Source organism: Bradyrhizobium pachyrhizi, assembly GCF_001189245.1.
Taxonomy (GTDB): domain Bacteria; phylum Pseudomonadota; class Alphaproteobacteria; order Rhizobiales; family Xanthobacteraceae; genus Bradyrhizobium; species Bradyrhizobium pachyrhizi.
This window is the reverse complement of the sequence record NZ_LFIQ01000124.1, coordinates 76,533-96,295: the sequence shown is the minus strand read 5'-3', so window position 1 is coordinate 96,295 and position 19,763 is coordinate 76,533. Positions and strand designations below refer to the sequence as shown.

The 19,763-nt window shown below is 63.2% G+C and carries 23 protein-coding genes; 12 read left to right on the top strand and 11 right to left on the bottom strand.

Annotated features, from left to right (window positions below; translation table 11 throughout):
• Positions 1-142 precede the first annotated feature (142 nt).
• A complete protein-coding gene (locus AKL29_RS38920; RefSeq protein ID WP_050387958.1) occupies positions 143-1,813 on the bottom strand; it encodes a bifunctional metallophosphatase/5'-nucleotidase in 1,671 nt (556 codons plus the stop codon).
• Positions 1,814-1,874: 61 nt separating this feature from the next.
• Positions 1,875-2,636 carry a crotonase/enoyl-CoA hydratase family protein gene (locus tag AKL29_RS38915; RefSeq protein ID WP_050387826.1) on the bottom strand — a complete coding sequence of 254 codons (762 nt, stop codon included), beginning with the start codon at positions 2,634-2,636 and terminating at the stop codon, positions 1,875-1,877.
• Positions 2,637-2,999: 363 nt separating this feature from the next.
• On the opposite strand from AKL29_RS38915, the gene paoA reads away from it, so the two are divergent.
• From paoA to paoC, 3 genes are read left to right on the top strand one after another with little or no spacing between them, the layout of a single operon-like run.
• Positions 3,000-3,641: an aldehyde dehydrogenase iron-sulfur subunit PaoA gene (paoA, locus tag AKL29_RS38910; protein ID WP_028334489.1), complete on the top strand. Its 642-nt coding sequence runs from the start codon at positions 3,000-3,002 to the stop codon at positions 3,639-3,641.
• Positions 3,638-4,588: an FAD binding domain-containing protein gene (locus AKL29_RS38905; protein ID WP_050387825.1), complete on the top strand. Its 951-nt coding sequence runs from the start codon at positions 3,638-3,640 to the stop codon at positions 4,586-4,588. Before paoA ends, AKL29_RS38905 begins: the two co-directional genes overlap by 4 nt.
• Positions 4,589-4,619: 31 nt before the next feature.
• Positions 4,620-6,821: an aldehyde oxidoreductase molybdenum-binding subunit PaoC gene (paoC, locus tag AKL29_RS38900; RefSeq protein ID WP_050387824.1), complete on the top strand. Its 2,202-nt coding sequence runs from the start codon at positions 4,620-4,622 to the stop codon at positions 6,819-6,821.
• Here the strand turns inward: paoC and AKL29_RS38895 are convergent.
• Positions 6,818-7,546, bottom strand: a complete 729-nt coding sequence (locus AKL29_RS38895) for an alpha/beta fold hydrolase (RefSeq protein WP_050387823.1) — start codon at positions 7,544-7,546, stop codon at positions 6,818-6,820. The two genes, paoC and AKL29_RS38895, sit on opposite strands and share 4 nt — an antisense overlap.
• A 107-nt stretch (positions 7,547-7,653) precedes the next feature.
• Positions 7,654-8,217: a DinB family protein gene (locus AKL29_RS38890; protein WP_028334485.1), complete on the bottom strand. Its 564-nt coding sequence runs from the start codon at positions 8,215-8,217 to the stop codon at positions 7,654-7,656.
• A 144-nt stretch (positions 8,218-8,361) separates the two neighbouring features.
• Between AKL29_RS38890 and AKL29_RS38885 the strand changes: the two genes are divergently transcribed.
• Together AKL29_RS38885 and AKL29_RS38880 are read left to right on the top strand one after the other, a co-directional pair.
• On the top strand, positions 8,362-9,054 hold the full coding sequence (locus tag AKL29_RS38885; RefSeq protein WP_050387822.1) for a VOC family protein: 693 nt from the start codon (positions 8,362-8,364) through the stop codon (positions 9,052-9,054).
• Positions 9,055-9,130: 76 nt separating this feature from the next.
• Positions 9,131-10,186: a lytic transglycosylase domain-containing protein gene (locus tag AKL29_RS38880; RefSeq protein ID WP_082190825.1), complete on the top strand. Its 1,056-nt coding sequence runs from the start codon at positions 9,131-9,133 to the stop codon at positions 10,184-10,186.
• A gap of 43 nt (positions 10,187-10,229) precedes the next feature.
• Here the strand turns inward: AKL29_RS38880 and AKL29_RS38875 are convergent, their stop codons facing one another.
• Positions 10,230-10,616: a DUF1330 domain-containing protein gene (locus AKL29_RS38875; RefSeq protein ID WP_028334483.1), complete on the bottom strand. Its 387-nt coding sequence runs from the start codon at positions 10,614-10,616 to the stop codon at positions 10,230-10,232.
• 143 nt (positions 10,617-10,759) lie between these two features.
• Between AKL29_RS38875 and AKL29_RS38870 the strand changes: the two genes are divergently transcribed.
• Positions 10,760-11,752 (top strand): LysR family transcriptional regulator, encoded by a 993-nt coding sequence (locus tag AKL29_RS38870; protein ID WP_028334482.1) that lies wholly within the window; start codon positions 10,760-10,762, stop codon positions 11,750-11,752.
• Between the two features lie 201 nt (positions 11,753-11,953).
• On the opposite strand, the gene AKL29_RS38865 is transcribed toward AKL29_RS38870, so the two are convergent.
• The 3 genes from AKL29_RS38865 to AKL29_RS38855 form a co-directional block, all read right to left on the bottom strand.
• Positions 11,954-12,313, bottom strand: coding sequence for an HdeA/HdeB family chaperone (locus AKL29_RS38865; protein ID WP_038377519.1), 360 nt, complete (start codon positions 12,311-12,313; stop codon positions 11,954-11,956).
• A 144-nt stretch (positions 12,314-12,457) separates the two neighbouring features.
• Positions 12,458-12,751 (bottom strand): hypothetical protein, encoded by a 294-nt coding sequence (locus AKL29_RS38860; RefSeq protein WP_050387820.1) that lies wholly within the window; start codon positions 12,749-12,751, stop codon positions 12,458-12,460.
• On the bottom strand, positions 12,748-13,503 hold the full coding sequence (locus AKL29_RS38855; protein ID WP_244482664.1) for a DUF2092 domain-containing protein: 756 nt from the start codon (positions 13,501-13,503) through the stop codon (positions 12,748-12,750). Before AKL29_RS38855 ends, AKL29_RS38860 begins: the two co-directional genes overlap by 4 nt.
• On the opposite strand from AKL29_RS38855, the gene AKL29_RS38850 reads away from it, so the two are divergent.
• A complete protein-coding gene (locus AKL29_RS38850) occupies positions 13,484-14,017 on the top strand; it encodes an HdeA/HdeB family chaperone (RefSeq protein ID WP_082190839.1) in 534 nt (177 codons plus the stop codon). The genes AKL29_RS38855 and AKL29_RS38850 overlap by 20 nt on opposite strands.
• Before the next feature lies 1 nt (position 14,018).
• Here the strand turns inward: AKL29_RS38850 and AKL29_RS38845 are convergent, their stop codons facing one another.
• The gene (locus AKL29_RS38845) at positions 14,019-15,539 is read right to left on the bottom strand and encodes an MASE4 domain-containing protein (RefSeq protein ID WP_160321827.1); all 1,521 of its coding nucleotides are present in this window, start codon (positions 15,537-15,539) and stop codon (positions 14,019-14,021) included.
• 105 nt (positions 15,540-15,644) lie between these two features.
• Positions 15,645-17,042 (bottom strand): response regulator, encoded by a 1,398-nt coding sequence (locus AKL29_RS46510; RefSeq protein ID WP_160321826.1) that lies wholly within the window; start codon positions 17,040-17,042, stop codon positions 15,645-15,647.
• Positions 17,043-17,066: 24 nt separating this feature from the next.
• On the opposite strand from AKL29_RS46510, the gene AKL29_RS38835 reads away from it, so the two are divergent.
• The 3 genes from AKL29_RS38835 (at position 17,067) to AKL29_RS38825 (ending at position 18,326) form a co-directional block, all read left to right on the top strand.
• Positions 17,067-17,276: a cold-shock protein gene (locus tag AKL29_RS38835; protein WP_016844538.1), complete on the top strand. Its 210-nt coding sequence runs from the start codon at positions 17,067-17,069 to the stop codon at positions 17,274-17,276.
• A 104-nt stretch (positions 17,277-17,380) separates the two neighbouring features.
• Entirely contained in the window at positions 17,381-17,638 is a 258-nt protein-coding gene (locus AKL29_RS38830; protein ID WP_028334476.1) for a hypothetical protein, read from the top strand.
• A 445-nt stretch (positions 17,639-18,083) separates the two neighbouring features.
• Entirely contained in the window at positions 18,084-18,326 is a 243-nt protein-coding gene (locus AKL29_RS38825) for a DUF6894 family protein (RefSeq protein WP_028334475.1), read from the top strand.
• A gap of 22 nt (positions 18,327-18,348) precedes the next feature.
• Here AKL29_RS38825 and AKL29_RS38820 read toward each other — a convergent pair whose 3' ends face one another.
• Positions 18,349-18,582: a DUF6894 family protein gene (locus tag AKL29_RS38820; RefSeq protein ID WP_050387816.1), complete on the bottom strand. Its 234-nt coding sequence runs from the start codon at positions 18,580-18,582 to the stop codon at positions 18,349-18,351.
• A 498-nt stretch (positions 18,583-19,080) separates the two neighbouring features.
• Between AKL29_RS38820 and rpsU the strand changes: the two genes are divergently transcribed.
• Together rpsU and AKL29_RS44045 are read left to right on the top strand one after the other, a co-directional pair.
• A complete protein-coding gene (rpsU, locus tag AKL29_RS41435) occupies positions 19,081-19,377 on the top strand; it encodes a 30S ribosomal protein S21 (protein ID WP_082190822.1) in 297 nt (98 codons plus the stop codon).
• A 118-nt stretch (positions 19,378-19,495) separates the two neighbouring features.
• The coding region (locus tag AKL29_RS44045) for a hypothetical protein (RefSeq protein ID WP_210168339.1) at positions 19,496-19,763 on the top strand (268 nt) is incomplete at its 3' end.

Sequence of the window (19,763 nt, the reverse complement as noted above, 5' to 3'; positions counted from 1 at the left end):
TCCCGTCCTTCCAAAGCCTGGGCGTTTTCCGCGTCACCGCGAGCGGAGCGAAGCAATCCATGCCGCATGCTCGGAGACAATGGATTGGTTCGCTCCGTTCGCAATGAGGTGAGGGGCTGCGTACGTCACCCCTGGACCTCGCTCAATTGATCCGCTCGATCCGCTTGCCTGCCGTCGGGCCTACCGGGCTGTTGGCCTTGAAGTAGGCATAGAGCGCATCGACGTCGTAGATGCCGAACTGCTGCGCGGTTCCTTGCTTGAACACGGTGAAGCCGTCGCCGCCCTCGGCGAGATAATTGTTCACGGTGACGCGGTAGCTCGCGGCCGGGTCGATCGGCTTGCCGTCCAGCGACATCCGTGCGGCGATGATGCGCGCGCCATCGGGCTTGCTCGCATCCCACGCATAGGAGAACCCCTTCGAGACCTGGAGGGCGCGCGGCCGCTTCGGATCGGCCCATTGCTGCTCCAGCGCGTCCTTGAGCTGCTTGCCGGTCAGCGTCATCGTCACGAGCTGGTTGCGGAACGGCTGGCTTGCGAAGATATCGGCATAGGTCACCGCGCCGTCCTCGCGCTTGACGATGTCGGTGCGCACGCCGCCGGGATTGGTGAAGGCGATCACCGCGCCGCCATTCGGCTCGGCGCTGGTTGCAAGCAGCTGTGCATCGGCGACGATGTCGCCGAGCGGGCTCTCGCCAGTTTCGGCAGGCGTACGCGACAGCGTTTCGGTGACCGAGCCTGCCGCGCGGCTCGCGATCGGCGCGGCCAGCCGGTCGTAGGATTCCAGCAGCGCGCTCTGCTCGGGATCCTTGGCCGTGCCGGCGATCCGCACGATGGTGTTGGCGGCGCTGGCGCTGATCACGTCATGGCTGTTCGGATCGAGCTGAAGATCGATCGCGGTGACCAGGGTGCCGTATTTGTCGCCTGAGGTGACGAGCCGTCCGTCGATCTCGCAGACATAGGCCTGGTGGGTGTGGCCGGAGACCACGACGTCGACCGCGCGATCGAACTTCTTGACGATGTCGACGATCGGCCCGGAGATCCCTGGACATTCATTATAGTCGCCGGTCGGAAAGCCGCCTTCGTGGATCAGCACCACGATCGCCTCGACGCCCTTCGCCTTCAGCTCGGGGACCAGCGCATTGACGGTCTCGGCCTCGTCGCGAAAGTCGAGGCTCGCGACGCCGGCCGGCGACACCAGGTTCGGGGTGTTCTTCAGCGTCAGCCCGATGAAGGCCACTGCAATGCCGTCGAATTGCTTGATCTCGTAGGGCGGAAACACCGTCTTGCCGGTCGCCTTGTCGATCGTGGAGGCGGCGAGATAGCGGAATTTGGCTCCTGTGAACGGGTGTGGCCCCTGGCATTTGTCGATCGGATGGCAGCCGCCATTCTGCATCCGCAGCAGCTCGTCCTTGCCCTCGTCGAATTCGTGATTGCCGACCGAGGAGATCGCAAGCCCCATCAGCGAGAGCGACTCGATGGTCGGCTCGTCGTGAAACATCGCCGACAAGAACGGGCTTGCGCCGATCAGGTCGCCGGCCGCAACGAAGATGTTGTTCTTGTGGCCCTCGCGCAGCTGCTTGACGATGGTGGCCATCCGCTCGGCGCCGCCGGCGGGCTCCATGATCTTCCTGGTCGCGTGAGCGGGGTCGGTGATGCGGATGCCGCCCGGTGGCGGCCGCAGATAGCCGTGGAAATCGTTGATCGCGAGAATGCGCAGGCTCACCGGCTCCGCGGCCTGTGCCGGGCAGGGGCTTGCTGCGGCCAGTCCGAACGCGCAGAGCGCGGCGAGAGGGGAAAGGCGGGGCTGTCTCATGACCTGTCCATGGAGCACGGGATCATGGCGCCGCGCCACTACAATTTTGCGACGCTTCGTTTCAATCCTTCGGGCGAGCCATGAATGCCTTGAACGCCTCGACTGCTTCCTCGGAGCGCATCCGTTCGCTGAACAGATGGTTCTCCTGCTCGATGCGGCGGGTGACGTCCTCCGGCGGCAACCGGATCAGGCGCCGCGAGATCGCCACCGCCTCGGCCGGCAGCGCGCAGATCTCGCGCGCCACCTTGTGCGCCTCCACCTCGGCATGTCCCGGCGCCACCACGGTATTGACGAAGCCGGCGACGCGGGCGTCGTCGGCCGACATGGTGCGGCCCATCACCAGCATCGCGAAGGCACGCTGGTGGCCCATCATGCGCGGCATCAACAGGCTCGAGGCGCCTTCCGGCACCAGGCCGAAATTGGAGAACGGCGTCGAGAACAGTGCGGTCTTGCTGGCGAGCACATAGTCACAGTGAAACAGCATGGTGGTGCCGATGCCCATCGCGACGCCGTCGACGGCGGCGATGATCGGCTTCACATTGTGGGCAAGCGAATACAGGAACTTGACGAGGTCGGAGGCCGGCGGGGTCTCGCCGGTCGAGGTGCCCTGCGCGAGCAGGTCCTCGATGTCGTTGCCCGCGGTAAACACGCCGGAGCCGCCGGTGATGATCAGGCAGCGGATCTTCGGATTGTTCTGCGCCTTGTCGATCGCGTCGCTGATCGCGCGAAACATCTCCTGGGTAATCGCGTTCTTCTTCTCGGGCCTGCGCAGCCGGATCACGCGCGTGGCGGCTTCGTCGGTCACTATGACATGCGCGGTCATCGAGCGGTCCCAGGGTCGGCCGGCAACGTCGCCGGCGGAGGTCGTGCCGCCATCCTACATGATCCGGTGCAAGCCCCAAGAGCTCCAGCGTGTTCCGGGCCGCTTTTCCCCGTGGGCGAGCATGAGAACGGCGCAATGCAGATAACCGGAGCTTGCGATACCGGGCAGGGGACGTTGGTCGTAGGCCGGACGCGCACGGCGATGCTGCCTGCCTGCCGCGCCCGTGACGCTCGCGACGAGTTTAACTTCCCCGCGAGAAACATTCCGCTGTTCGCGGCATTCCCCCTTTGCTGACAGGCCGAGCAGACCCCGACACGTCGTTGTCGTGGTTCCGTGTCCGGCTGACTTGAGGAGAGCGGCGGCATGCAGATCTCCGGACGTTTGGAACTATCGCGGCGCCATCTGTTGATTGTTGGAGCCGCCTCGCTTGCGGCGTCGTCGATTGCGACGCCCCCGCCTGCGGCCGCCCAATCTGCCCCGACCGGAGCGCCCGTGATGACGAGAGTATCCTTTGACGTGAACGGCGAAACCCACCAACTCGAGCTCGACACCAGGACCACGCTGCTCGATGCCCTGCGCGAGCACCTGCATCTGACCGGCACCAAGAAGGGCTGCGACCACGGCCAATGCGGCGCCTGCACGGTGATCGTCGACGGCCGGCGGATCAATTCCTGCCTGACGCTCGCCGTGATGCATCAGGGCGACGAGATCACGACGATCGAGGGGCTCGGCACGCCGGACGGGCTGCATCCGCTGCAGGCGGCATTCATCGAGCATGACGGCTATCAATGCGGCTATTGCACGCCGGGCCAGATCTGCTCGGCTGTCGCCGTGCTTGCCGAGGTCAAGGCCGGCATCCCGAGCCATGTCACGGCGGATCTGAATGCGCCGCTGCGACTGACCAATGCCGAGCTCCGTGAGCGCATGAGCGGCAACATCTGCCGCTGCGGCGCCTATTCCAACATCGCCGAGGCGATCAGCGAGGTCGCCGGGAGGAGCGCATGAGATCATTCAGCTATGAGCGCGCCGCCTCGCCGGGCGCGGCGGCCGCAGCCGCCGCCGGCACCGCGAACGCCAAATTCATCGCCGGCGGCACCAATCTGCTCGACCTGATGAAGCTCGAGATCGAGACGCCGGCGCACCTGATCGACGTCAACGACCTGGCGCTCGACCGCATCGAGGAGACTGCGGACGGCGGCTTGCGGATCGGCGCGCTGGTGCGCAACACCGATCTCGCCGCCGATATCCGCGTGCGGCGCGACTATGGCGTGCTGTCGCGCGCGCTGCTCGCCGGCGCTTCCGGCCAGTTGCGCAACAAGGCGACGACCGCGGGCAATCTGCTGCAGCGGACGCGCTGTCCCTATTTTTACGACACCAATCTGCCCTGCAACAAGCGCAAGCCCGGCAGCGGCTGCGCCGCGATCGGCGGCTTCAGCCGCCAGCATGCGGTGGTCGGTGTGAGCGACGCCTGCATCGCGACCCATCCGAGCGACATGGCCGTGGCGATGCGCGCGCTCGACGCCGTCGTCGAGACCGTGCGGCCCGACGGCACCACGCGCAGCATTCCGATCGCCGAGCTGCATCGTCTGCCCGGCGACAGCCCGGAGATCGAAACCAGCCTGGAGCCGGGCGAACTGATCACCGCGGTGGTGCTGCCGAAACCGGTCGGCGGCGCGCAGGCCTATCGCAAGGTGCGCGACCGCGCCTCTTATGCCTTCGCACTGGTCTCGGTTGCCGCGATCGTGCAGCGCGACGGCACCGGCCGCGTTGCGCTCGGCGGCGTGGCGCACAAGCCGTGGCGCGTCGAGGCGGCGGAGGCGAAATTGCCCGACGGCGCCAAGGCCGTCACCGCGCGCCTGTTCGCCGATGCGAAGCCGACCAAGGACAATGCGTACAAGCTGCCGCTCGCCGAGCGAACGCTGGCGGCGGTGCTGCGCGAGGCCAGGGCTTGAGATCCAAGGCTTAAGATGAGGGCCTGACATCATGCGTTTTGAACATCCCGCCACCTTCAATCCGATCGACCAACTCAAGGTGATCGGCCACCCGACCAGCCGGATCGAGGGGCCGCTCAAGACCACCGGCACCGCGCCTTACGCCTATGAGCGGCACGACGTCGCGGCCAACCAGGCCTATGGCTACGTGGTCGGTTCGGCGATCGGCAAGGGGCGGATCGGTTCGATCGATCTCGAGGCGGCGAAGGCTGCACCGGGTGTGCTCGCCATCGTCACATCGGGCAATGCCGGCAAGCTCGGCAAGGGCGAGCGCAATGCGGCACCGCTGCTCGGCGGGCCCGAGATCGCGCATTATCACCAGGCCGTCGCCATCGTCGTCGCCGGGACCTTCGAGCAGGCGCGGGCCGCGGCGCAGTTGGTCCGGATCGACTACGTCAAGGGCGACGGCAAGTTCGATCTCGCCGCGGAGCGGGACAAGGGCATCACGCCGCACCCGTCATTCGGCGGCCCGGCCGATACCGCCGTCGGCGATTTCGCCTCCGCCCTCGCTGGTGCACCCGTGCAGCTCGATGCCACCTACACGACGCCTGATCAAGGCCACGCGATGATGGAGCCGCATGCTTCGATCGCGGCCTGGGACGGCGACAAGCTCACGGTCTGGACCTCCAACCAGATGATCGCCTGGGGCGCTGAGGACATGGCGAAGACGCTTGGTATCCCCAAGGAGAATGTCCGCCTGGTGTCGCCCTATATCGGCGGCGGCTTCGGCGGCAAGCTGTTCCTGCGCGCCGAGGTGCTGCTCGCCGCGCTCGGCGCCCGCGCGGCCGGCCGGCCGGTCAAGGTCGCGCTGCAACGTCCGCTGATGTTCAACAACACGACGCACCGTCCGGCGACGATCCAGCGCATCCGCATCGGCGCCGAGCGCGACGGCAAGATCACCGCGATCGGCCACGAAAGCTGGTCCGGCAACGTCAAGGACGGCGAGCCCGAGATGGCGGTGAGTCAGACGCGGCTGCTTTATGCCGGCGCCAGCCGGATGACGGCGACGCGGCTTGCGGCGCTCGATCTGCCGGAGGGCAATGCGATGCGCGCGCCCGGAGAAGCCTCCGGCATGATGGCGCTCGAGATCGCGATCGACGAGTTCGCCGACAAGCTCGGCATCGACCCGGTCGTGCTGCGCATCAGCAACGACACCCAGGTCGACCCCGAGCATCCGGAGCGGCACTTCTCGCAACGGCAATTGGTGCAGTGCTTGAGCGATGGCGCGGCGCGGTTCGGCTGGGACAAGCGCAACCCGAAACCCGGCGCGGTCCGCGACGGACGCTGGCTGGTCGGAATGGGCGTCGCCGCGGCCTTCCGCAACAATCTCGTGGCCAAATCGGCGGCACGCGTTCGTCTCGACCAGCAGGGCATCGTGACCGTCGAGACCGACATGACGGACATCGGCACCGGCTCCTACACCATCATCGCGCAGACCGCCGCCGAGATGATGGGCGTGCCGCTGGACAAGGTCGCGGTGCGGCTCGGCGATTCCGACTTTCCGGTGTCCTGCGGCTCGGGCGGGCAGTGGGGCGGCAACAATTCCACCGCCGGCGTCTATGCCGCCTGCACCAAGCTGCGCGAGACCATTGCGCAGAAGCTCGGCTTCAATTCCGCGGAGGCGGTGTTTGCCGACGGCGTGGTCCGCTCCGGTAATCGCAGCGTGCCGCTGGCGCAGGCCGCCGGCGGCGGCGACCTCGTGGCGGAGGATGCCATCGAGTATGGCGATCTCGCGAAAACCTACCAGCAGTCGACCTTCGGCGCGCATTTCGTCGAGGTCGGCGTCGACGCCGACACCGCTGAAATCCGGGTGCGGCGGATGCTTGCGGTCTGCGCGGCCGGCCGCATCCTCAACCCCAAGGCGGCGCGCAGCCAGGTGATCGGCGCGATGACCATGGGTGTCGGCGCGGCGCTGATGGAGGATCTGGTCGTCGACAAGCGGCACGGCCTGTTCATCAATCACGACCTTGCTGCCTATGAGGTGCCGGTCCATGCCGACATCCCGCATCAGGAGATGATCTTCCTCGACGAGACCGACCCGATCTCGTCGCCGATGAAGGCCAAGGGCGTCGCCGAACTCGGCATTTGCGGCGTCGCCGCCGCAGTCGCCAATGCGGTCTACAACGCGACCGGCGTTCGCGTGCGCGACTATCCGATCACGCTCGACAAGCTGCTCGCAGGGATGCCGGTCTAACCTCGCCCGACGAACGAACCGATGCCCCGGCCGATCGCGGCGCCGTGCTGAAACAGCGCGCCGAGGTGATCGCCGGGCACCGACATCGCATCGAGGCCGTTCTCCGCGGCGAAGCGCTGCATCGGCGCATGCGGTCCGTCGTCCTGTCCGTTCCACAGCAGCACCGGCACGCGCGAGGACAGCACCGCGTCCTTTGCGCCATCGACCTGGCCGAGCGCATTGAAGCAGGCGCGCACGCCGCCTTCGATATCCGGCGTCACCCATTCGGCGAGTTCCGGCACGGTGCGGCGGGCAAAGGTGATGAAGGCGCCATAGGTCAGCGGGCCGGCATTGCCGCGCGGCAGTCCGGTGAGAAAGTCCCAGCCACCGATCGCCAGCGACGCCAGCCGTGCCGGGAAAAATCGGGCGACGCCGACCGCGACCCAGCCGCCCATCGAGTGTCCCACCACATGGGCGCGCTCGTCGCCGAGATCGTCGATCACGGCAACGATGTCGCCGGCGCGCTGCGCCTGGTTATAAAGCGCCGGATCGGCCGGCTTGTCGCTGAGGCCATGTCCGAGCGAATCGACGCAGACGACACGAAAGCGATCGGCAAGCGCGTCGACCACGCCGCATTGTTTCCAGCTCGCGGCGTCGAGCAAGAGACCGTGCTGCAGCACGATCAGCGGCCCGGATCCCTCGACGGTGTAATGGATACGCTGGCCCCGGTGATTGGCGAAAGGCATTGATAGAGTTCCCCACGTTTCACCAGAGGTGAGCGTGAAGGCGCCGGGTTTCAAGACCTCGTTCCGGATCAGGAACCACATCGCCGATGGCGGGCGGAACCTCGCCTTCAGCCGCCCCACACGGTGGCCTCGCTCCAGCCGAGATCCCTGAACTCGGCCGCGCGGAGCGGCGCTTCACCGGCGGCGAAGAATTCGTCGAGCTGCGGCGGCTTGACTGTGGTCTCCGAGAGCATCGCATGGGCCTGGCCGCGATGATGGATCTGGTGCTGAAACAGATGCATCAAGAGGCGGTCGCGCCGCTCAGTCTGCACGCTCGTGTCGCGATTGATCTTCACCACATCATCGAGCCGCTCAGCCGTCAGCACATCGCAGTGCACGATCAGCCGCTGATCGATCGCGCGCTGGGCGTCTTTCAGCTGCGCCACCGACGGATAGGGCACTTCATTGGCCCACGCCTTCGGCCCGAGCCAGCCGCCCTCGAGCGCGTCGATATAAAACAGGTCGATGACATGAATGTGGTTCAGTGTCGCCTGCAGGCTCGGGAAGAACCCGGTCCGCGCCGCGGCGAACTCCGCCTGGCTGAGACCGGCGCAGGCCGTGAGCAGGCGATGATTGGCCCAGGCGTTATTGTACGCAAAAGCGCGAAAGGTCTGAACGAGGCCTGCTTGCATATCGGTCCTCACTGGATTGACTGTTTCAGGCGGGCGCGGCGGCGAGCCGGCCGACCTGCGACAGTGATCGCGGTGCTTGCGTTGGTGACTTGATCCTCGCATAGCTAATCCATCGTGGTGCACTTCATCCGAAGGCGGGAGCAGATGCAACTGGCAAAGAACGTGATCGACGTCGGCCTTTCCTCCAACGACCTCGAGCCGATGCTGCGGTTCTGGCAGCACGATGCCAGGCTGCGCTTCGATCATGTGCAGCCGATCCGCCGCGGGCAGAAGCAGTACCGGCACGACGCGCAGGGTTCGGTCATCAAGCTCAACCATCATGTCGAGCGGCTGCCGGACGCGGCGCCGAGCGGCTATCGCGAGCTGATCATTGCGCGCGCTGGCGTCGACGCACCGCAACGCATGGCCGACCCCGATGGCAACAGCGTTTGCCTGGTCGCGCCCGGACATGACGGCATCACCCAGATCGCCGTCATGCTGGCGGTGCGCGACCTCGCCGCGCATCGCAGGTTCTACGGCGACATCCTCGGCTTCGCCGAGCAATCATGGTCGGGCGGTCCGGCGTTTCGCCTCGGCGACAGCCTGATGCTGCTCAAGGAAGACGCTGCCGCCACGGTCGATCCGATCCGGCCGGCGCGCGGCTGGCGCTACATCACACTGCAGGTCGCCGACATCGATGCCGTGCATGACGAGCTGCGCGCCAAGGGCGTGCGGGAAGGCCTTGCGCCGGTGACGCTCGGCGAGGTCGCACGGATCTCCATGATCCTCGATCCCGATGGCAACTGGATCGAACTGTCCCGCCGCGCATCGATCGTTGGAAGCCTGTCCGACCGCTAGCCAGCAAATTTTCTGCCCGCCCGGGCGGCGCCGATGATATGATTCCGACGAATGCATCCAATTTGATGATCGCTTTATGCAGTCGATTTTCGGGCCGCGGCGGGTTCATCGATCGATTCCACGAGCGGTTATCGGCTCGGCTTGCCTGCTGCTGTTTGTCCCCGTCGCGAGCGCCCAGCCTCTCGGCAATCCAGCGGTAACGCCCGCCGCGCAGCGCGCAGAGCCGGCGCAGGCAGAAACATCGCAAACGGAAACGTCTCGTCCGGATGCCAACGCCGGGGCCGATCGGTCGGCGTCCGATCAGCAATCGTCATCCGTTCCGTCGCCGGCGCCGATACCTTTGCGTCCAAGGCCCGATGGGCCGCAGCAATACTGCAAGGCGTTGGAAGAGGCTGCATTGGAGAACGGCTTGCCGCCGGATTTCTTCGTCCGGCTGATCTGGCAGGAAAGCAATTTCGATCCCAATTCGGTCAGTTCGGCCGGTGCCCAGGGGATCGCCCAGTTCATGCCCGGTACCGCACGGTGGCGCGGTCTGGTCGACCCGTTCGAGCCATTGCCTGCCTTGCAGGAATCCGCGCGTTGGCTCCGCGAGCTGCGCGCGCAGTTCGGCAATCTCGGCCTTGCGGCGGCCGCCTATAATGGTGGTCCACGGCGCGTTCAGGATTGGCTGGCGGGACGTGGAAGCCTGCCGGGCGAAACGCGCGCCTATGTCAGGATCATTACCGGCAAGTCCGCCGAGGAATGGGCGCAGGGTTCGCTTGAGGATCGGGTCCACATCGACGCGGCCATGGCCTGCGGTGACATCGTGCGCGGCATGCTCGTTCGGGCGCTTCCCGCGGGCCCAAGAGAGTCCGTGACAATCGCGCAGCAAGCTGCGTGGGGGCCCTGGGGACTTCAATTGGCCGGTGGCCCGTCGCAATCGCGCGTGCTCGCCGACTACCAGCAACTTCAGAAACGATTTGCATCCGTGCTCGGCGATCGCGCACCGCTCGTTCTGAGATCGCGCATGGCCGGGCCAGGCTCGGCCACCTGGTATCTGCTCCCGGTCGCCGAGACGACCCGCGAGCGAGCTAACCAGCTGTGCGCCCGATTGGAGGCAGTCGGCGGGCGCTGCCTCGTGTTTCGAAACTAGTGGCACACGTTGCACGTCGCCGCGACCGACGGCGGGATGAGGGCTAATTGGCGGCAGAGCCTTCGACCGCAAATGTGTGGTACCTGGCGTATTTCTCGCCGACCGCCCGAACCTGCACGTAGGCTGGATCGTGTCGCCAGGCCCAAAGCGCCTCCATGGTCGGATACATATAGATGACGACGCGCTTGGGTGGATTTCCATCAACGGCAACGACCTGCGAACCGGTTGCCGCCGCGCCGGCAGCCGCGATCAGCTTGCCGCCATGCGCCTTGATGATCTCCTTCGCCTTCGGGAGATATTCCCTGGCATAACCATCGGGATCGGTGACCTCGATTTGCCCGATCAGATAGGCGGGCGGCCTGGCTTCGCCATGCAGTGCTTCGGCGCCAAGAGCGCCGATAGCGGTACAACTCAACATGACCAGAGCCATCTTGCCTCCAGAACTCATGGGAGCTTCCTCCGATGCCGTGGCGGTGCCACAAGCCGCAGCCTGGCAGGACTCTCCACGAGGCTTCGAAATACGTCCAATACATATATTTTTTCGAACCTTATGCTTGAATGGTATAAGCGGGTATGACTCTTCAACAGGCCCTCACGTTCTTGACGGTGGCCGAGCTCGGCACGGTCTCAAAGGCCGCTTTGCGGTTGCGTGTCGCCCAACCCGCTCTATCCAGGCAAATCATCGGTCTCGAACGGGAGCTCGGCTTGCAGCTCTTCGATCGCGTCGGGCGCCGGCTTCTATTGACCGGCGAAGGCGAGCAGTTGATTGCGGGCTGCCGTCTGCTGCTCAACAGCGTCAATTCCTTGAAGGAGCAGGCTCAGCTGCTTCGTCAAGGAGATACCGGGGTCCTAAGGATCGCCGGCTCGCCGCAACACATCGAAAGCGTGCTGTCGGAATTTCTGCACCGGTACGCGGAGCGATATCCCAGGGTCGAGATCAGGATCAGGGAGGGGACGGGCAGCGAGATATTGGCGATGCTCGAACGCGGGGAAGTTCATCTCGGCCAGAATTTGTTGCACGCCGTCAAGCTGGACGAGCAGCACTTCGGCAGCCTTCCGCTTGGATCTGTGCAGTTACTGGCTGCTTGCCATCCGTCGATGCCGCTTGGTCCCCGTCGCACAATCGAGATCGCTGACCTTGCCGAACTTCCGTTGCTGCTGCTGGACAGCGGGTTCGGATTTCGCCGTGCTTTCGATGCGGCAAGCCGTATGGCGGGACTGAAACCGAAGATCATGTTCGAGAGTCGCAGTCCGCACACCTTGCTGGCACTCGCCGAGGCGGGGCACGGCGTCGCGATCGTTCCCTCCCAGCTTCAGTGCTGGCGCTACGGATTAAGGATTGTCGGTCTCACGCACAGACGCCGCGTGTTGCAGGAGCCCCTGACCATCTCATGGGACAAGCGGCGTCCGTTGCCTCGTTTCGCGACTGACTACTGTGCAATGCTGGCAGCACATATGCGGGAGACGTTTCCGATCACGCGCCCGACGGAGCCGGCAGCGGCAAAAGCAAGTGTTCGGACGCGCGCCAGGCGAGTTCCACGCAAGGCGAAAAGTCGGGGCGGTTGAATGCTGCTTGCGCGCGGCAGCTTGCCGGTGGCGCGCGAAAGGCAAAGACGACGCTCATCGGCGCGAGGGCCTTCTCCTGGACCGGTGTGAGATGGGCCGTCCACGACGCAGGCCAGCAGCGCCGGATGTTCAATAACCTCCGGAGGCGAGCTTCCGTCGGAAGCTAACGTCTGGACCTGTATCGGCACCCGTCCGGCATTCTCACTTTTTCATCTTGATGCCGTTCTTGGCACGATACTCGTTGAAGACAACGTCAATGGCCTGAATGACCTTCTTGTCCTGGTTCGCCTTGCAATAAACGATGATCTGGTGCTCCAGATCCTTCGCGCGATCGACCTTCATCAAGTGCTTCTTAGCGAGGCCATTATACCAACCGCTGTACCAAACCGTCAGATAATCGGCATCCTCCTGGAAGGTGTTGGCAAGCTGGGCGCATGTAAGCGCCTGAACATCAACATAGCCGTCAGCGTTCGCGTAGGTCTTCAACTCGACCTGGGCCTGACAGGGTGTCACGGCTGAAATCGCGACCGCCGCGGAAGCCAGAAACAATTTTATGGACATGCTATCTTCCCACAGGTTCTCGTGAATGACTTCTTTCGGATCGCAGCGCAAACCGGTCTCGCGGGACTTGCTACCAGTACCGCGCGGGATCGGCCCACTTTGCTCGGAGTGGGGTGATGTTTTGGGCTCGCGCGCGCGGCTGCATCAGCATTTGGTCACGACCTGACCATAGGCGTTGGTCACCTGCACGCACCCCGGCGTGGCAACATAGGTGCCGGCTGCTACTGCTCCAGCGGCTGCGGTGCCGTAGACGGCGCGCCGCGTGGTCCGGCGCGCGACCCCGGCATAGCTCATCGGCGTCAACGGTCGTCCGACCCGTGCTTCCGCGGTGGAAACCAGCCCTTGCTCGATATGGCCCTTGCCATTCCAGAGCAGCGTGCCCGAGAATGTGACGGCGGTTAAGAGAAGCAGAAGCGTCTTGCGAAGTGGGTTGGTCATTTCTTGGCTCCAGCAATTGTGCCCGCAGGTACTTCGTCAAATTCGATCATGACGTCGGAATCGAGTCCGACCTTCGTCGCGCCTTCCGGCGGCTTGAACGAGAAGATGTCCGCGGCAGCGATTGCATCGGTCTTCCAGTCCTTGATCCGCAACGTATATTGCGGCGCGCCAGCCACGGTCTTGCTGGTGATGACATATTTGCGGGGGATCGGTTGCGGACCGGTCTGGATCCAGATCTGCCAGTCCGTGTCATGTCCGCGGAACGCCAGATGCTCGCACTCGACGCCGTCGATCACGCCCTGTCCGATATGATGCCCTTCAATGACGTCGGACGTAAGTACGTCGAAGGAATTCGAGAGCAGCAGATCCGTGCCGGGCATCGCTGCTCCCGTTTTCGCCTGAATCGCCTCCACAAGTTGCTCGACCGTGCCGGGTGCGTCGGCCTGCACATAGGCCTTGGCGTTATTGCCGTACAGCGAGACGGTCTTGCCGTCATAGACCAGGTCGACATCGGTATAGCCACCGGTTCGTCTGACCCTCAATTTGTCGGGCCGGGTCATTTTCAACTGACCGGAGCTGGAAAACTGGATCTTCTGTAGTTCCGGCGTGATGATCTCGATGTCGCTATCGTACGTCGCGGTGATCGATTTCTGGGCGGCCGTATAGTCCGCCATCGCCTTCAGCAACGTCGTGGAGTCATCGGCACGCGCGTGACCGATCGGCGTTGCAGCTATGGCGATCGATGCAGCCACCCCCGAAGCGCGAAGCAATGCGCGCAGTCTTTTCCTGTTCATGCCGGTCCTCCCTAAGGTCGCGACCAGTCTGGAGCACCTGCGCCGTCGCTCGCTTGATTTAGATCAAGGAGCCGGTCCAACGATAATGGATTTCGGGAGCACGGCAGCCGAGCAGACGTCGGACCGGATGCGGAGCCGAACAAATATTGGGGGTGATATGAGAAAGCTGCTGATCACAATCACGGTTTTGTTGTTGTCGAATGCGTCCGGCAAGGCGGAAGAAAAGCTGGTCGTCGACATGAGCAGGATGACCTGCCGCGAGCTGGCCAGGCTCGACTTCCAGGATTTTGCCGGTGTCACCATGTGGCTCAGCGGGTATTACAACGCGAGCGTGCACAACACCGTGGTCGACCTGTATCAGTTCGCGCAAGCTGCAAAGACCGTGAAGGATTTCTGCCAAACGAGCCCGCAGTCCACGGTCATGTCTGCGGCCGAGCGGGCTCTCGGTATTAAAATGCCCCGTTCGCGCTAGGCTACGCGATCGGCAGCCTGACCTCAAATTCCGTGCCTTGGCTGCCTGTCGCAACAAGCGCCAGCATTCCCCCATGCCGATCGATGATCGTGCGACAAATTGCGAGACCCAATCCCATCCCATCGGCTTTGGTCGTGAAGAACGCATCAAAGACGTTGGTGTGCTGAGGTATGCCAACTCCGGCATCCCGGACGTTCAGAACGATCCAGCGTTGGTCGATACGGGTCGAAACGGTTAGCTTTCGTTGATCAACTGGTATCGACGCCATGGCCTCAACGCCATTCTTCACGATATTCAACACCACTTGCTGCAATTGAGCCCGATTGCCCGTGACTGCGTGAGGGTGATCGGAAAAGCTGGTCGAGACGGATATCTGGTTAGTTTGCAGATCATGTTGCATCAAACGCAAGACCTGGCACACCACATCCTCGATCTGCATCCTGGAGCGATTGGAGGCGCTCTTGAACAGACTGCGGATGCTCGTGATCGTCGAGTCAACGCTCAGGCTGGCGCGCTCGATGTCCTTCAGGACAACGTCGATCTCCTCAAGGTCGGGCGGCTCGGCGGCGAGCTGATTAAGCGCAATGCTCGTGTTCAAGGTGATCGAGCCGAGGGGAGATCTGATTTCGTGCGCGATTGCGGCCGTCGCAGCGTCGATGCTCATAAGCTGATTGGCCCGTTCTCGCCGCTGGAGAATTAGCGCGCTGGCCAGACGGGAGTACAGCACCATCAGCTCCGTTAGCAGGACGCATAGCAGCATGCAGCTCGCTACCAGCGCGAAGCCGCGCGCGGCGTACCAGCCGACAGAGAAGCGAACGGAGCTGGCGACCGCCGCTACGAGAAAGTTCGGCATCCAGGCGACAAGCGTCACCATCAGCCACATGTCCAGAATTGTGCGTCGGCGGCTGAACAAGACCGCCAACGTTGCCGCGCCCACGAGCCAGAGCGCAATGTTGATCTGGCTCCCGAACCGCGTTTGCAGGGTAACGCTCCCGCTGTAGAAGCTCGGCAAGTGGTTCACCCACGCTGTCACGGTCCACGTCAGTGCAGCAACGGTGGTGAGGACGGCGCATATTGTCGCTATGATGCTCGCTCTCGTCGACCGGGCGGCGGCGCCTCGCTCCGTCTTATCCTTGAGAAGCGTGTATGCCAGGATGCTCAGTGGAAACGTGGTGTGCCAGAAAACAAAAAACCACGCCGGTGTATCGAAGCCATCGCCGAGTATTCCGTTTGGGCCATAACCACCGGGAAAGCTCAGTGTCTGCAAGAAGGCAAACGCGCCGCTGAAGAGATATGCACCGGCGACGGCCAATAGTCCGCGCCGAGGTTGCACAGAATACTGTCCGAACAGCAGCGTAGCGGTCAGCAGATCGGCGGCGCTTAGCACTGTCTGCAGGACTGGAACAAATGCGTCGACCCTGCCGATCTGTACGCTCGCAAACGGCGCGATACAGGCGGCGAGGACAAACAGCGCGGCCACCACCCACATGGCCGCGCGGCGATGTTCGCGCGTTGCGGGCATGAGAGGAATCACCAGAGGAAATTCGTCTTCGTGAGGCGACGTGATTTGCCTTGTAATCATCTTCGTCCCTCAAGAGGATGGCCGTCTGCCGGAATGAGATCGAAATCAGCTCGGCTTGAGTTGCTCGGCCATCAAGACGAGTTCGGCAAGCGATCGGGCCTGCATTTTCTCCATCACTCGTTGACGGTGCGCCTTGATGGTGCGCACGGTCGAACCAAATTCATTTGCGATCTGCTTGTTTAATTTGCCCTCAACGACCCGTTCGAACACATCGCGCTCTCGCGGAGTGAGCTTGGCCGCGTTGGTGCGGTGAATCGCTTTTTCTTCTCGACGCTGCTGGGAGGTCTTGTGCTTATCAATTGCACGTTCGATCGTGGAAAGCAGAATTTCGGCCGTGACCGGCTTCCTCAGAAAATCCTCGGCGCCAGATTTGATGGTACGAACCGTGATCGGTATGTCTTCGTACCCGGAAAGAAAGATGATCGGGAGCTCGACGTTCTGCGCAATCAGCTGCTGCTGCAAGTCGGGGCCAGTGATTGCCGGCAGGCGAACATCAAGCAGTATGCAGTCAACCCTATTCTGGTGGAGCTGCTGCGCCAGCAGCCGCTCTGCTGACGGAAAGGATTGGACATGATAGCCTGCCAGCTCCAGCAGACGCTGGGCAGCGCCGCTGAACTCAGGGTCATCATCCACAAGGTAAATCGTCCCACGCAAACCAAGCCGCTCAACCTGCAATTCATGGAACCTGTAGCTGTGTTTTCCAGTGTCAACAACACGGGTTTTTACGGGCTTCGTGATCGGGTCTTTCAGCGGAGCCATGGATGTCCGCTCCCGGTCGGGAATCGTCGATGACGGCGGAGTCGGGCACCTCCGCTTTCCCTGCGCCCTCTGCTTGAGGAGAGGGCGGAACGAAGCGCAAAGCTCGGACAGATCGTGTCGCGAGAACGCGGATGTATGACGAACTGACCGTGCAACACATTCGGTGTCGTCGCGGCCTTCGCCAGGACGACGGCTGTGAATGCGGCGCGGCCTATGGCCAGGGAGGGCGTCGTACCCCGCCAGTACCGCGTCCGCGCCGGTCACCGCCTCGGCGCTTTCGGTCACGGTCTTTTCCAGCGACGGCGCCTGTACGGCGATGTTCTCGGCGAAGAAGCGCGCCAGCGCGACATAGCGCTGCGGCTCGGCTTCGCCGTTCGCCTTGGCGGCCAGCGCCTCGCCGGCGAGCATGCAGCCACCGGCCGTTGCGGCGAACAGCCGCAGATAGGGCGTTGCGCCGGCCAGTGCCTCGTTCGGCGCCGAGGCGCTCGAGCAGCCATTTGCTGATGCGCTCCAGCGCGGCGTGCGCGTTGCGCAGCTTGGGCGCTTCCGAACTTGCCCTAGCGGATTAAGTGTGTATGCTTGCGGCGTTCGATTTGCCGTTGTGCCTTGTTGAATGGTCAAAGCGGCCCTTTTCCAAAGAACATCGTCGGTTGAAGGATGATGCGGAACCAAGCGCGAATTCACGTGCGTCCGCTTTGGAGAAGACAAATGCCTACAGGTACTGTGAAGTGGTTCAACGGCCAGAAGGGCTTCGGTTTCATTCAGCCCGATGACGGCACGAATGACGTGTTCGTTCACATCAGCGCTGTCGAGCGGGCCGGACTTGGCGGTCTCGCCGAGGGCCAGAAGCTGTCGTTCGAACTCAAGATCGACAAAATGCGTGGCAAGACCAGCGCCGAAGATCTTCGGCTGGCTTGAATCGATCTGTCATTCCACGGATGTACTGGGATGACAGCCGCGGCCCGCTCGATCCTCTGATGGGTTGAGCGGGTCACGCTGCTTTTCAAAGGGCTCATTCGCTCATGGCCAAGAAGCCGGAAGAACTTTCTGCCGAGCGCCTGGCCAAGGCCCAGCGCCAGCGGCTTGCCGCCGAGGCCGGTGCGCAGGCAATCGCTGAGGTCGAGCGCGATGCGATCGCCGTGCGCAAGAACATGGTGCGCCTGCGGGCTCTCCGTGAAGCGCGTGACGCCGAGGCGGCCGCGCAGGCTGGCGCTGCACCCGCAGGCGCGGCATCTGTGGCTGCCAAGAGAACCAAGCGGGTCAAGCGCATCGTGCGCTAAGCTGCGCAATCACGCACGTCTTCGAGTCCGTCGCTGATACGTTGCTGAAGCGGACCTGTTGTTTCGCGGCTTCGGCCGCTACGTTCAGGTCGCGAAGCTTGGTCGTTGCCCGAACTATTTGGGACGATCGGCCTCCTTCCTGTTCGCCGCCTTCAGTCTGATCCTGATGTAGTCAGTGATATCGCCGGCCGCCTCACGCAGATCCTGTTCCGTCAGGCCTTGCTGTCCCGCCATCTCGACGCACCGGTGCGCCAACTCGGCAACGTCCTGCGAGGCACCCGGCGTTCCATATCGCTCGGCAGCGTGGACGCTGTTTCAATCCAGAAATCAAGGAACTCTCTCGCTTTTGCGGTCATGACTCACCCGGACGGCTCGCGCGCCTCTGTCCTCACCGGCCACATTCCTCGGTCTTCGCAGGAACAATCGAGAGCCGGGGCAAATTACCATGCCGATGACGCGCTATTATTTCGATCTTCGTGATGGCGGCGGCCTGGCGATCGACGAAGAGGGCATGGAGATGTCCAGCTTCGGTGCGGTTCAGGAGGAGGCTGCGCGCGCCTTGGCCGACGTCATTCGGGATTCCTTTCGCGGTCACAATTTCCATCAGATTGCCATCGAGGTCCGGGACGGCGATGGGCCCGTGCTTGAGGTGGCCATCGCTTGGCGCAGTTGCCGGCTGGATTCTTGAGTCTGGCTGCGTAGCGCAGCGGCTAGCACCTTGTGATGCCGAGACTGAGACTGACCTGAAATAGCGGCCCTTCGTCCGTCCGGACCTCAAACGCCAATAGACTGTGTTTGTCCAAAGGCGGGTTCTCCTTGGCTATGCTGAGCAATGACTGCATCGCTTCGTGCGCGGCAGTTTCCTCGTCGCGTAGCTCGATGCCCTGTTTGTCGGCATAGAGTTGCTCGCCGTTGCGGATATCGAAATAGTAGCGGGTTGCCATCTTCGGCTCCCTTTGGTGGCGGGAGCTGCCCAGGCTCTCAGGTGCCGGCGCTCAATAGTCATCCGGCAGCGACGTACTCTGCGCCTGTTGGAGCGAATTTGCTACTCGGCAACGGTGAAGATTTTAGGGAACCGGCTCCGCGTTCACGGTCAAGCCGCCATCGCCGTTCAGCCATGATCTCGGCGTGGCTGAGCCGTCGGATATAATTCTCATGATCAGCGACTGCGTCTTGCATAGCCGAGATAAGTGCATAGGTTTCGTAGATCGACTGGCCTTGAGCCTTGTAGATCGGTTCCACGGGACCTTTTTCCAAAGACATCGTCGGATGAAAGCGAGGACGCGTGCTTGCAGCACCGCGGCTGAAGCTTCCGCGATGTTGTTGGTCGGCTGCCGTTCCACGGATGTACTGGAATGGTAGTGCGGCCCGCTCTGTCACTGATGGAGCGGGCCATTGTAGTGTTCATTCAATGTGCGTTGTAGCGCGAGAGAGGTGATCCGTTGCAAGTTCTTGTCAGGGACAACAACATCGACCAGGCGCTTCGAGTTCTAAAGAAGAGGTTGCAGCGCGAGGGCGTCTTTAGAGAGATGAAGCGCCGCAGATCGTTCGAAAAGCCGTCAGAAAAAAGGGCTCGAGAGAAATCCGAGGCCGTGCGGCGAGCCCGCAAGCTTGCCCGCAAGCAAGCGATACGGGATGGATTGATCGCGGCCCCTCCGCGGAAACCCAAATTCCCGGCGTCCAGACCTTCGGCGCCAGGGCAATCGCCACAGCAAGCAGGCGGCACACGGGGGACTTAGCCCGTACCGATCCTGCTGGAAGGATCGTGCAGGATGACGCGGCGATCTTATCGAGGCAACGGATGCCTCCAGGAACGTATCTCCGATGAGATCTGTCGTCGGCGAGCCGTGGATCGGGATGTTCGATCGAGGCACGACGATCAACGGCGACGTGCGCAGAACCTGGCCGGCACGGCCATCAACGCAATGGCAGATCATTCCGCCAGCCAGTTCGATCAGGCCGCCCGCAAGCGTGACTTGCTCGACGGCCCGGAGGAATTTCGCGCGGATCGCTGACAAGACGTGCGATTCGGCGGTAGACGCAAAACTCGATGTCGTCCCGGGCAAGCGAAGCGCCGAATGGTTTGCAAAGCTGGAGCCACGGCTCGTTTCAACAACGGAAGGCT